The sequence below is a fragment of the Pseudomonas sp. 05N433 genome, from assembly GCF_056396925.1.
Map to the genome: position 1 here is coordinate 85,351 of NZ_JBFTML010000018.1, position 12,120 is coordinate 97,470.

Genomic DNA, 12,120 nt, shown 5'->3' on the forward strand with positions numbered 1-12,120 from the left:
CCGGCAACCAATGTGGTTGCAATATAAAACCAGAATCCTTACCGTACAACTGGTTTTATATTGCAACCACACAAGGAAGCCTGTGATGAAACCTGACCACCCGTTAAGCGGCGCCGTGGTGCTGCTGTTTGCCGTCGCCTGCGGCCTGGCCGTCGGCAATGTGTATTACGCACAACCATTGCTCGATGCCATGGCCGAAGCCTTCGCCATGGACCCGGCAACCATCGGTATCATCATCACCCTCACTCAGATCGGTTATGGCGTGGGCCTGTTGTTGCTGGTCCCTCTGGGGGATCTGCTCAACCGCCGCCGATTGATCGTCTTGCAAACCCTGCTGTCGGCACTGGCCTTGTTGATGATTGCGTTAGCCCCGAGCAGCACCTGGCTGTTGCTCGGCATGGCGCTGACCGGGTTACTGGCGGTCGTTACGCAAGTCCTGGTGGCCTACGCCGCGACGCTGGCCATCCCGGCGCAACGTGGACGTGTGGTAGGCGTGATCACCAGCGGCATTGTCGTCGGCATTCTATTGGCACGAACGGTGGCCGGCGGCATGGCCGACCTGGCTGGTTGGCGTTCGATTTATCTGCTGTCCGCCGGGTTGACCCTGGTGATGGCGCTGCTGTTGTTTCGTGTGCTGCCCAGGCACGAAGACGCGCGACCGGATAGCGCTTACGGCGCGTTGATCGGCTCAGTCTTCACGTTGTTCAAGGAAGAACCGGTGTTGCGTCAACGGGCCATCCTTGCCCTGCTGACGTTCGCCAGTGCCATGGTGCTGTGGACCCCTTTGGTATTGCCGTTGAGCGCCCCGCCGCTTTCACTGTCCCACACCGAAATCGGACTGTTCGGGCTGGCCGGGGCTGCCGGCGCACTGGCCGCTGCTCGCGCCGGGCATCTGGCCGATCGTGGCCTGGGTCAATGGACCAGCGGACTGTCGTTGTTGCTGATRCTCGCCTCATGGCTGCCCATCGCCCTCACTCAATCCTCGCTGTGGGCGCTGCTGCTCGGGGTGATTACGCTGGATCTGGGTTTGCAGGCCGTCCATGTCACCAGCCAGAGCATGATCTACAGCGTGCGCCCCGAAGCGCAAAGCCGACTCACCGCCGGCTACATGCTGTTCTATTCGATCGGCAGCGCCTTGGGCTCTATCGGTTCGACGGCGATGTATGCCTGGGCCGGCTGGATCGCGGTGTGCTGGCTGGGTGCGGGCATCAGCGTCGTAGCGTTGATCTATTGGTGGCTGACGCTCGCCGCCAAAACACCCAACACCTGTGGCAAGCCCCCTCGCCACAGTTATCGGCAGTCCCCCGACTCACCCACGGTCCCTGCCCCGCAACATGCTGTCCAGTACCTCATCGCGGCGCACCCAACCGTGAAACAACGCCGCCGCCAGGTGCAGCAGCACGGTCAGGAACAGTAGATACGCCAGATACCTATGTGCCTTGCGCAGGAATGCAAACACCTGCGCATTCGCCGGCAGGATCGACGGCAGTTGCAACGAGCTGCTGAGCATCACCGGATCGCCAGCCGCCGAAATCATCGCCCAGCCCAGCAGCGGCAAAATCAGCATCAAGGCGTACAGCAAGACATGCGAAGCCTTCGCCGCGAGCACTTGCCAACCCGGCAAGTCCGCCGGCAGCGGTGGTTGCCGGGTCGAAAAACGCACGGCCAGACGCACGACCACCAACAGCAGAATGGCGATGCCCAACGGTTTGTGCAGGTGGATCAGCCACTCGTGACGCTCGGACACCGAGGCCACCATGCCGGCGCCGATGAACAGCATCGCGATGATCATCAGCGCCATCAGCCAATGCAGCAGCCGCGCCAGGGGAGCGAAATGGTTCGGTTGAGCGCTCATTGATGAGCCTCCTGCTTGGCGTTGGGCAACTGATTCACTTCGCTGGTGCGACGCAGATAGGAATTGGCATAGCCCGCTGAACGAGCGGCGAGCAGCGGGTCGTCGGAGCCTTCGATACCGCTGGGCAATACCAGTGGGTCGTAGTTGATGTCACGGCACTCGCCATTGAGTTGTGGCTGGGTGCTTTCGAGCACCAGAGTGCCGGCGTTCACAACTTTTCGGTCGCCGGGCCAGGCCTTGCTCGCGTCGTTGACCGGGTCCCCAGAGTTCGCCAGGGTGATGTTCAACTGCCAACGCAGCGGTCCGGCGGACAAACGCTGAACCAGATCCTTCTCCAGAAAGTCAGCGCCCTCCGGTGCCGTCGCGCCCGCCGCATCCTGAGCAACCGGGGTCATGCTCCAACGCACCGCTTGCCGCTGCCCCGCTGCGTTCACCAGGTAAAACGCATTGACGCTGTTATACGTCTCGGTCGCATAACTGGCAGAAGGTTTGGCAGTCTTGATCCAGGCAAGAAACGGCGCGGCTTCCGGGTGAGAACCGAAGAACGCCGGCACCGCCGCAGGATTCGGTTTGCCGGTGGCCGGGTCCGGTGACTGCGCCTGTTGCAGCTGATAGAACGCCTCGGGCGTGCCCACCGGGAACACCGGCATGCTGTTCATCCCGGTGCGCCACTGCTGACCGTTGGCCTGGGTAAAGCGCAACGCCAGGCTGCGGATCGGCACGCTGTTGTCCGGTGCGTAAGGGTTGCCGGCAGGCAGCGCGAAACGCCCGACCACCGGGGTCCGCGCTTCATTGAACACTTGGGCGCTGGAATACTCGCGCACCTGGCCGCTGCTCTCGAAATGCCCGATAACGCACACCCCTTTGGCGTGGTTACGACGGAACCCCGGGTGCACGCCGTTGTTTTTCTCCAGCACATTGATCAACGCTTTCGGCGTCAGGCGCTGTGGGTCGAGTGTGCCGTTGACGTAGGCAAAAGCCCCGGCCAGCGCGGCGACCACCACGGCAATGCCGGTCAGGCGCAACGTCAGGCTCGCGGTGCTCAGGGGCGGCCGAGACGGCCCTGTTGTAGATGAGCGATCAACCATGAAAGTCTCCGGGGCCATAGGCCACAGGGGGAAAGAGCTATGAGACGAACGTCACGTAGGATTATTCCCCCTGAACTGTAGTTTCTTTCAAAGCACCGCTAGCGACGAATCCTCAAGGTTGGTCAAACCGGGTTAAAACTCGGCTCACGCTTCTGCAAAAAAGCCTGCATACCTTCCTGTTGCCCCTGCGTGGCAAACAAACCATGAAACACTCTTCGCTCGAAAAGAAGGCCATCGCGCAATCCTGACTCCAGTGCCCGGTCCACTGCTTCTCGCGCAGCCAGTGTGGCGGTTTTGGCGAAACCGGCAATGATCTGCGCTGCGGCCAAGGATTGCTCCAGCAGATCGCTGGCAACGATGACCCGCGACACCAATCCTGCCCGCTCGGCCTCTTCGGCCGACATCGAGCGTCCAGTCAAAATCATGTCCATGGCCTTCGACTTGCCGATCAGGCGCGTGAGACGTTGGGTCCCGCCCATTCCAGGCATCACCCCCAACCTGATTTCCGGTTGGCCAAAACGAGCGTTATCGGCAGCAAAGATCAGATCGCACATCATGGCCAACTCACAGCCGCCACCGTATGCATAACCGGCAACAGCGGCCAGCTTGGGCGTACGCAACGCGGCAAAGGCTTCCCAATCGGCGAAATAATCCTCATGGACCATGTCCAGGTAAGATTTTCCGTACATCTCCTTGATGTCGGCACCCGCCGCAAAAAAATCCGCTGTCCCGGTGATCACGAAACAGCCGACTCCGGGGTCGCGGTCCAGCCGTTGCAAGGTGTCCAGCAGTTCGCGCATCAGGGCCGAACTCAAAGCATTCCTGGTCTGCGGCCGATTAAGACGAATCAATACGACTCGATCATGACGTTCGATCAATGTGTGCATGGTGATCTCATTAAATAGATGTGAAATGTTTGAATGAAAAAACGCTCTTGGCACACTTCAGGAATCCCAGATTGCGCCATACGCCGGAATGCCCCGCCCCTCCATTTCCTCAACCACTCGCTGGGTGAGCGTCTGGTTCGAAATGCAGATCACCGCCTCAGCACCGAACGAGCAAACCGCGTCATAAGCCAGTTGCACAAGGTCTGGCTTGCCGAGCACATCGGTGTCCCAGATCAAGGCATCAGGATTGGCCCGCAGGATCTCTTCCACCAGTTCGTCACCGTAGGTTTTTCGCGGGCTGCGGGTCGACCAGACCAGCCGTATGGGTACTTGCCTGGCCAACAAATGGGGCAACACCGGGCCGATGCCGCTGCCCGTGGCGATGTACACCACCGATTTGAACAGGGTTTCGATGTGCGCCACGCCAGCGGTGGTAATGCCTTTGACCCAGACATGCGTCGGCATTTGCTCGATGAACTCGCCGGTCCAATCACCTGCCCGGGAAATGATCAGGCGAAAACCCGCTTCACCCGGTGCGGGAATATTGGCAAAGGAATGCCACTCCATCAGCGGGTTGAGACTGATGGCGTTGGAGGAGCCGGCAAACGGCGTGACATGGTCAAAACGGGCTATTACCGCATGAGAAGAAGGCCTGATCAGTTGCACCGGCACTTTGCGCAGACGAAACCATGGCAAGGCGATGCTGAACGTCAGCACAATCAGCATCCAGAATGCCACCGACGTCGACAGCGCCTCGCTCACGGAGGCCTGCGGGTTCTGGTCCCGGGTAAACAGAACGCTCCATACCCAGAACAGGGCAAGTGCGCTCCACCCACCAAAGCGGTGCATTCGCTCGAAGCCGTTGTGAAAACGCCCGCGAATCCGCGGGTGAGCCATGACGGCCACCAGCAGCAAGATCCCCAGCAACCCGGCGCTCACCCCGAGCAGCGCCAGGGAAACGCCGCCCAAGCTTTCAGTCCAATGCCAGGCCAGGGAGCCGATCAACACCGCGAACCAGCCAATCGCCGCCAGCGCCCCGCCACTGTGCAAGCCGCCGAAGTGGTAAACCTTGGCCAGTGAGCGGCGTATCGCAAGCGGCCAGGAAGTGGGCGCCCGGGTTGCCAGCCAGAACAGCAGATTGATGATGTATTGCTGGCGAATCAAAATCGCCAGCGACAGATTCGCCACCACCAATCCCGACAGCGCCTCAAGGACTATCCCCGTGGATGTCCACCACTGCCCGGCGGTCAACCCATGCGCCAGTGCCGCGATATTGAGTGCAAGCACCAGCGCTACGAGGCGGTTGTAATGCGAGAATATCGGCAACGTCCCTAATCGCCGCCACAGCACGCGCTTGACCGGCAGCGCGGTATCCGGATTCCCCCCCTTCATGCGCCCACCCCTTGCCGGGTCGTCGCGTCGGCCTGGTGCGTCATCGCCCACTCCAGCAGCAAGCGTTTGTCGACCTTGCCGCGTGAGGTCAGCGGAATGTGCTCCACAGCGAGGATCAGCGAAGGGACGCAATAGTAGGCAAGCCGCTCTTCACAGCGCCGTCTTGCATCATCGATGTCCGTGGTAACGGGATAGACGAAGGCCACCAGATGGCGACTGTCGAGTTTCAACGTGACCGCCCGCTCGCAGCGATCAGATGACTCCAGAACCGTAGAAACAGAGTCAAGCTCCACCCGAAACCCTCTGACCTTGACCTGATCATCGACACGTCCCAGGTGTTCAAGTTCGCCGTTCGCTGTCCAGCGCCCCAGATCACGTGTGCGAAACATCATCCGGCCCTGCCCCAGAAACGGATCGGGCCGATAGCGTTCGGCGGTCAGCGTCGGGTTACTCAAATAACCGGCGGTCACACAGTCGCCGCCCGCCCACATCTCACCTTGCTCACCCGCCTGACAGAGCTGGCCCGCCTCATCCAGCACGTACACCGTGTTGTTGGGCGTGGGTTTGCCGATCGTCAATGCACCTGCGCCCCTGTAATGCTGCATGGTGTTGACGATCGTGGTTTCGGTCGGGCCGCAGGCATTGTAAAAAGTGCAGAACGAGGACCAGCGATCAGCCAGGGGCTGAGGGCAAGGCTCCCCGGCAAGGGCCACGACCTTGACTTGCTGGCAACGCAATGGATCGAGTGTGCCGAGTATCGAAGGTGTAGCGATCAGCACGTCGCATTGTTCGGCCGTCTGGGCGATGTCCTTGCCACGGATCATCAAGGTCGCACCATGAGCCAGGCACCCGAGTATTTCCCAGGCCGCCATGTCAAAGGCGATGTTAAGTATCTGTCCGACCTTGAGCCCAGGCCGCATGCCGAGATTGCCAGGGGCTGTCAGCAAAATATTGCACACATTGCGGTGGGTCACCCGAACCCCATTGGGCAGGCCGGTGGTGCCGGAGGTAAACAGCACGAAACACAACCGGTCCGGGGTCGATGACAGCGAACTGGCCACATTCAGGTCATCAGCGGGTGTTGACGCAACCTCCATGAGCTCATCGAGGCAAATGCAGTGTTGCTGCGACGTCAGGGGAATTCGCGACTCGAGGCTCGACAGTGTCAGCACCACCCGCGTCGAGGCCACGTCCATGATGTGGCGCAATTGCGCGGTGGGAGTAATCCCTACGTGCTGAGGGATGTAGGCAGCACCCACTTTCAATGCGGCCAACATTCCCGCCAGCATCGGGATCGAACGCTCCACAAACAAGGCCACGTGATCGCCCGGGGCGACGCCCTGCTGACGCAACAGCGTGGCCAGTCGGTTGGCCTGCCGGTTCAGTTCACCGTAGGTGATGGCTTCGCCCTCACAATGGGCGGCAATGTCCTGAGGTCTGGCGGCGGCTTGCGCCTCGATGGCGTGATGGATCAGAAGATACTCAGGCTCAACCGTCGGCCCACGACCGAACCGCGGCCACACGTCATGGGTGTTGTTGTCCGGAAGCAGCGAACACATCGATGCCGACTCAAGGGAAATTTTGCACTCTTGCATGTTAAAAAATTCTCTTCAGGCTCAATATTTACGTTCAAGCACGGGTGGTTCTGCGCAGCCTGGTGAGAGGCTGGGCTGACTGCCTGAGCTTGCTGCATGGGTTGAGCCGCGAAGTTCGATGCCATTACATGGATTACAAACCCCTCAGAAATCTCCTACACAAATAAGTAATGGTTTTCCCCGACGAAGGAATAAACCACAGTGGCCGGCGTCCTTCTTGTCAGTGCCATTCATCACAGCCAGAGAACACGCCATTTCCATGAACAACATCGACGGACAATTGCGTGAAATCATTCCCAGGCTGCGGCGCTTCGCCGTATCGCTGACGCGCAACCCCAGCAGCGCCGACGATCTGGTGCAGGCAAGCCTGGAACGAGCGCTGTCGAATTGGAGCGCTAAACGTCCGGAGGGCGACCTGCGGGCCTGGCTGTTTTCGATTCTTTATCGGCAGTTTCTCGACGCCCACCGCCGCTCCCGGCGGTATGCGCGGATGCTCGAATTCTTTACCGGGCGCGACGATGCGCAGCCTTCGGTAGAACGCACGGTAATCGCCCAGTCGACCCTGCAAGCCTTCGATCAGCTCAACACCGAACAGCGCGCGCTGCTGCTCTGGGTATCGGTGGAAGGCTTGAGTTACAAGGAGGTCGCCGAGATTCTCGACGTCCCCATCGGCACCGTGATGTCACGCCTGTCCCGCGCGCGTCAGGCCTTGCGCCAGCTCAGCGACGGCGAAATCACCCGCCCTTCCCTGCGGAGACTCAAATGATCAGCCTGCCTCCCAACGAGCGTGACCTGCACGCCTACGTCGATCACCAACTCAGCGATGCCGACCGACATCAAGTGGAAATTTATCTGGCCGGCAACGCCGAAGTGGCCGCACAAGTACGCGCCTGGCAGCAAGACGCCCAACAATTGCGCGCAGCCCTGAGCGGCGCCTTGCAGCAACCGGCCAACCCGCAACTTGACCCGGCGCTGATTCGCCAGCGCCTCAAACGCCAGTCCCGCCGTCATCTGGCCAGTGCCGCGATGTTGTTGATTGCGGTCAGCGTCGGCGGATTGGGCGGTTGGCACGCGCGGGAGATGACTCTGGTCAGCCCCCCACTGCCGATGGCCGATGCGATGCAGGCCTACCGACTGATTGCCCAGCAAGGCATGCTGCCGGCGGATTACCAAGTCAGCGACGATGGCGACATGCAGGGTTGGCTCGACCGCTATTTCAGCCAGGCCCATCGTCTGCCGAACCTGGCGGGGGCAGGCTACAAACCGGTCAGCGGCCGTTTGCTCAGTACCGAACAAGGGCCGGCAGCGATGGTGGTCTACGAAGATCAGGGCGGCCACAAAGTCAGCTTTTACGTCCGTCCGCCGGGACCGAAAAACTTCCTCCTGCCCCGCGGCAGCCGCAGCGACGGCGAACTGCAGGCCGAGTATTGGTCGGATGCCGGGTACAACTACGCGATGGTCAGCCCGAGTGACACACCGGCGGCGCAGATACTCAAGCAGACACTGAAGTTCTGATCCGGGTTGTGGTCACCCCTGCCCAAACACCTGCGAAGGCCTGCGCAACAGCGGGTCGAACGGGTTGATCCGCGGCCCGATCAACGCCGCTTCGCGCTTGAGCATTTCCACCACGGTCGGCAAACGATCCGGCCCCAGGCGATCACTGATCGTGGCCACGCTCAACGCCGCCACTGCCCGGCCGTCGCGATCGAGGATCGGCACGGCCACGCCGGCCATGCCCTGCAACACGCCGGTGTTGCGCCCGGCGTACCCGAGCGCGCGCACATTCTCGACTTCCGAGCGCAGGAACACTTCGTCATACAGGTGAAAATCCTTGAGCCGCGGCAAGTTGTAGTGAATCACCGTGTCGCGTTCCTCTTGCGGCAGGAATGCCAGAATCGCCAGGCTGCCCTGACCCACGCCGAGCGCCACCCGCCCGCCGATGTCACCGGTAAATGTGCGGATCGGAAACGGCCCTTCACTGCGGTCCAGACAGATCGCATCAAAGCCACTGCGCGCCAGCAAAAACAGCGAATCGCCCAGCGATGCCGATAACCGCAGCAATGCCGGCCGCGCCAGTTCGCGCAGGTTGTTGGTATTGCCGGCGCGGGCCGCCAAGGCAAAAAACTCCAGGCTCAGGCGATAGCGTTTGCTGCGGGCGTCCTGCTCGACCATGCCCTCGTCCATCAAGCTGCGCAGCAAGCGGTGGGTAGTCGGTTGCGACAAGCCGATGCGCTGCGCCAGTTGCGTCACGCGTTCGCCGCCCTCGACGGTGTCACCCAGGCTGCGCAGCACCGCAAACAGTCTTGAGACCGCACCGACACCGACTTCATTTTTGTTTTCATTCCGATCAGTGGAATCTGACATTTGATTTCTCATCAATAAATTTACTCACTGAATAAAACTGAAAATAGTCATCACTTCAGTGAAATAGGTTATTGAGCCCATCCTATTCTTCGTCCTACTCTGCGTCCATACAGGGGCGATTCGAACAACAACGGCAGCCGACACACGTCGAGCGCCAACACCCCCCGCAATATCTTTTCGTATCTGCCCATACAAAAAAGCGCGCCGTTGGCGACGCATAACAATCTCAGGTGGAGCGCAGTCATGGCCTTTGTGCAGCTTGAAAACCTCGGCAAACGATATGGCGAGATCGACGCAGTCGTCGCCACCAACCTGTCGGTGGAAAAAGGCGAGTTCGTCTCACTGCTCGGCCCCTCCGGCTGCGGCAAAACCACCACCCTGCAAATGATCGCCGGCTTCGTCGAAGTCAGCAGCGGACGCATTGTGCTGGACGGTCGCGACATCACCCACGCCAAACCCGCCAGCCGTGGCCTGGGCGTGGTGTTCCAGAGTTACGCGCTGTTCCCGCACATGACCGTGCAAGACAACGTCGCCTTCGGCCTGCGCATGCGCAAAGTACCCAACGGTGAGTTGCAGCAACGGGTGGACCGGGTGCTGAAACTGGTTCGCCTGCACCAGCACGCCGAGCGTTACCCGCGAGAGCTTTCCGGCGGCCAGCGCCAGCGTGTTGCACTGGCCCGGGCGTTGGTGATCGAGCCGCCGGTGTTGCTGCTCGACGAACCGCTGTCCAACCTCGACGCCAATTTGCGCGAAGAGATGCAGTTCGAAATCCGCCGCATCCAGCGTGAAGTCGGGATCACCACGCTGATGGTCACCCACGACCAGTCCGAAGCGCTGTCGATCAGCGATCGGGTGGTGGTGATGCAGGCCGGGCGCATCACCCAGATCGACGCCCCTTACACCCTCTACGAACACCCGCGCACCGAGTTCATTTCCGGGTTCGTCGGCAAAGCCAATCTGCTGCCCGGTAAGCGAGATGGCGCCGGCGTGGTTCAGGTGTGCAACACCGGCAACGGTGAACTGACGTTAAGCCTGCGCCCGGAGAAAATCGATCTGCGGGAAAAAGGCCATGGCCGTCTGCAAGGCAAGATCGCCAGCCGCTTCTTCCTCGGCAGCCAATGGTTGTACGGCGTAACGACAACCCTGGGCGAACTCTGCGTGGTGCGCCGCAACGACGGCTCGGCGCCACTGGCCGAAGGCACGGCGGTCGGCCTCGACTGGGACGCGGCACTGCTGCGGGTGCTGAGTGTCGACGAGGTGTCGGCATGAATACGCTCGCCGCCATCCGTCAGGGACGCCAAGGGTATGTGTTGTCGGCGCCGGCCCTGGCGTTGTACGTCGGCCTGCTGGCGATCCCGCTGCTGCTGACGCTGGTGTTGTCGTTGAACGTCTTCGACTACAGCTCGGGGATCAACAGCGACGCCTACACCTTCGCCCATTACAGCAGCCTGCTGGGCGATCCGTACTTCTACGAGATCTTTCTGCGCACGATGTGGATCAGCGCCCTGACCACCCTGCTCTGCGTGCTGATCGGCGTGCCCGAGGCCTACATCCTCAGTCGCATGGGCGCACCGTGGCGTTCGATTTTCCTGATTCTGATCCTCACGCCGCTGCTGATTTCGGTGGTGGTGCGGGCGTTCGGCTGGAGCCTGTTGCTGGGCGCCGACGGGCTGGTCAACCAGACCTTGCAAGCCTTCGGTGGCTCGCCGATGAAGCTGCTCTACACGCCGTTCGCAGTGGTGATCGCGCTGGTCCACGTGATGCTGCCGTTCATGATCATTCCGGTCTGGACCTCGCTGCAAAAACTCGACCCGGCCGCCGAGCAGGCTGCGCTGTCACTGGGCGCCAGCCACTTCACGGTGATACGCAAAGTGGTGTTGCCGCAGGTCATGCCCGGCGTGCTCTCCGGCACCTTGATCGTGTTCGGCCTCGCGGCCAGTTCCTTCGCCATTCCCGGCCTGCTCGGCGGACGCCGGCTGAAGATGGTCGCCACGCTGATCTACGACCAGTACCTGTCGGAGCTGAACTGGCCGATGGGCGCCGCGATTGCCGTGGCCCTGCTGTTGCTCAACCTGCTGATCATGCTGTCGTGGAACCGAATGATCGAAGGCCGCTACAAGAAGTCATTGGGATAATTCGTCATGTCCAGAAACGGTCCTTTCGCCCTGCTGTTCCATGCCCTGGTGGTGCTGTTCATGCTCGCGCCGCTGGTGGTGGTGTGCCTCGTCGCCTTCACCCCGGAAAACACCCTGAGCCTGCCGACCACGGATTTCTCCCTGCGCTGGTTCCGCGCCGTGTTCGAACGCGCGGACTTTGTCGATGCGTTCTACAACAGCCTGATCCTGGCCTTCAGCGCGGCCAGTCTGGCGACGCTGATTGCGGTTCCGGCGGCGCTGGCGATCACCCGTTTCGAGTTCCCCGGACGGGACTTTTTCAATGCCCTGTTCCTGTCGCCGATCATCATTCCGCACCTGGTGCTGGGGGTGGCGTTGCTGCGGTTGTTTGCGCTGATGGGCGTCAACGGCAGCTTCGCCTGGCTGATCTTCGCCCATGTGCTGGTAATCACGCCGTATGTGTTGCGGCTGGTATTGGCGTCGGCCATCGGCCTGGACCGCAGCGCCGAACACGCCGCGCAATCCTTGGGCGCCGGGCGCTTCACGCTGTTCCGGCAAATCACCTTGCCGATGATTCTGCCGGGGGTCGCCGGTGGCTGGCTGCTGGCGTTCATCAACAGTTTTGACGAGGTCACGTTGTCGATCTTCGTCACCTCGCCGGCCACGCAAACCTTGCCGGTACGCATGTACGTGTACGCCACCGAATCCATCGATCCGATGATGGCGGCGGTGTCGGCCCTGGTGATCGCGCTGACTGCGCTGACGATGATTCTGCTCGATCGGGTCTACGGCCTGGATCGGGTTCTGGTGGGTAAACAATGAGGG

General features: G+C 61.1%; 12 protein-coding genes. 6 read left to right on the plus strand and 6 right to left on the minus strand.

Annotated elements, in window-relative coordinates; all coding sequences use genetic code 11:
* The first annotated feature begins 85 nt into the window (after positions 1 to 85).
* Positions 86 to 1,417 (plus strand): MFS transporter, encoded by a 1,332-nt coding sequence (locus AC1DIS_RS12390; protein ID WP_477780898.1) that lies wholly within the window; start codon positions 86 to 88, stop codon positions 1,415 to 1,417.
* Here AC1DIS_RS12390 and AC1DIS_RS12395 read toward each other — a convergent pair.
* The 5 genes from AC1DIS_RS12395 to AC1DIS_RS12415 all read right to left on the minus strand — a co-directional run bounded on the left by AC1DIS_RS12395 (position 1,310) and on the right by AC1DIS_RS12415 (position 6,781).
* Positions 1,310 to 1,855 carry a cytochrome b gene (locus tag AC1DIS_RS12395; RefSeq protein ID WP_018925452.1) on the minus strand — a complete coding sequence of 182 codons (546 nt, stop codon included), beginning with the start codon at positions 1,853 to 1,855 and terminating at the stop codon, positions 1,310 to 1,312. The genes AC1DIS_RS12390 and AC1DIS_RS12395 overlap by 108 nt on opposite strands.
* Positions 1,852 to 2,943: a catalase family peroxidase gene (locus AC1DIS_RS12400; RefSeq protein ID WP_096479890.1), complete on the minus strand. Its 1,092-nt coding sequence runs from the start codon at positions 2,941 to 2,943 to the stop codon at positions 1,852 to 1,854. The genes AC1DIS_RS12395 and AC1DIS_RS12400 overlap by 4 nt, the downstream gene beginning before the upstream one ends.
* Before the next feature lie 122 nt (positions 2,944 to 3,065).
* Positions 3,066 to 3,830, minus strand: coding sequence for an enoyl-CoA hydratase-related protein (locus AC1DIS_RS12405; protein ID WP_309475730.1), 765 nt, complete (start codon positions 3,828 to 3,830; stop codon positions 3,066 to 3,068).
* Positions 3,831 to 3,887: 57 nt separating this feature from the next.
* Positions 3,888 to 5,222 (minus strand): ferredoxin reductase domain-containing protein, encoded by a 1,335-nt coding sequence (locus tag AC1DIS_RS12410; RefSeq protein ID WP_477743722.1) that lies wholly within the window; start codon positions 5,220 to 5,222, stop codon positions 3,888 to 3,890.
* A complete protein-coding gene (locus AC1DIS_RS12415) occupies positions 5,219 to 6,781 on the minus strand; it encodes an amino acid adenylation domain-containing protein (protein ID WP_477743723.1) in 1,563 nt (520 codons plus the stop codon). The genes AC1DIS_RS12410 and AC1DIS_RS12415 overlap by 4 nt, the downstream gene beginning before the upstream one ends.
* 295 nt (positions 6,782 to 7,076) lie before the next feature.
* Here AC1DIS_RS12415 and AC1DIS_RS12420 point away from each other — a divergent pair, with 295 nt between their 5' ends.
* Positions 7,077 to 7,583, plus strand: coding sequence for an RNA polymerase sigma factor (locus tag AC1DIS_RS12420; protein ID WP_086945058.1), 507 nt, complete (start codon positions 7,077 to 7,079; stop codon positions 7,581 to 7,583).
* Positions 7,580 to 8,332 carry an anti-sigma factor family protein gene (locus AC1DIS_RS12425; RefSeq protein WP_064618867.1) on the plus strand — a complete coding sequence of 251 codons (753 nt, stop codon included), beginning with the start codon at positions 7,580 to 7,582 and terminating at the stop codon, positions 8,330 to 8,332. The genes AC1DIS_RS12420 and AC1DIS_RS12425 overlap by 4 nt, the downstream gene beginning before the upstream one ends.
* Positions 8,333 to 8,344: 12 nt before the next feature.
* Here the strand turns inward: AC1DIS_RS12425 and AC1DIS_RS12430 are convergent, their stop codons facing one another.
* Positions 8,345 to 9,181 (minus strand): IclR family transcriptional regulator, encoded by an 837-nt coding sequence (locus AC1DIS_RS12430; protein WP_018925445.1) that lies wholly within the window; start codon positions 9,179 to 9,181, stop codon positions 8,345 to 8,347.
* Between the two features lie 243 nt (positions 9,182 to 9,424).
* On the opposite strand from AC1DIS_RS12430, the gene AC1DIS_RS12435 reads away from it, so the two are divergent.
* From AC1DIS_RS12435 to AC1DIS_RS12445, 3 genes are read left to right on the plus strand one after another with little or no spacing between them, the layout of a single operon-like run.
* Positions 9,425 to 10,450, plus strand: a complete 1,026-nt coding sequence (locus AC1DIS_RS12435; protein ID WP_477743724.1) for an ABC transporter ATP-binding protein — start codon at positions 9,425 to 9,427, stop codon at positions 10,448 to 10,450.
* Positions 10,447 to 11,316 carry an ABC transporter permease gene (locus tag AC1DIS_RS12440; protein ID WP_086945059.1) on the plus strand — a complete coding sequence of 290 codons (870 nt, stop codon included), beginning with the start codon at positions 10,447 to 10,449 and terminating at the stop codon, positions 11,314 to 11,316. The genes AC1DIS_RS12435 and AC1DIS_RS12440 overlap by 4 nt, the downstream gene beginning before the upstream one ends.
* Before the next feature lie 6 nt (positions 11,317 to 11,322).
* Positions 11,323 to 12,117 (plus strand): ABC transporter permease, encoded by a 795-nt coding sequence (locus AC1DIS_RS12445; RefSeq protein WP_019580025.1) that lies wholly within the window; start codon positions 11,323 to 11,325, stop codon positions 12,115 to 12,117.
* The last annotated feature ends 3 nt before the right edge of the window (positions 12,118 to 12,120 follow it).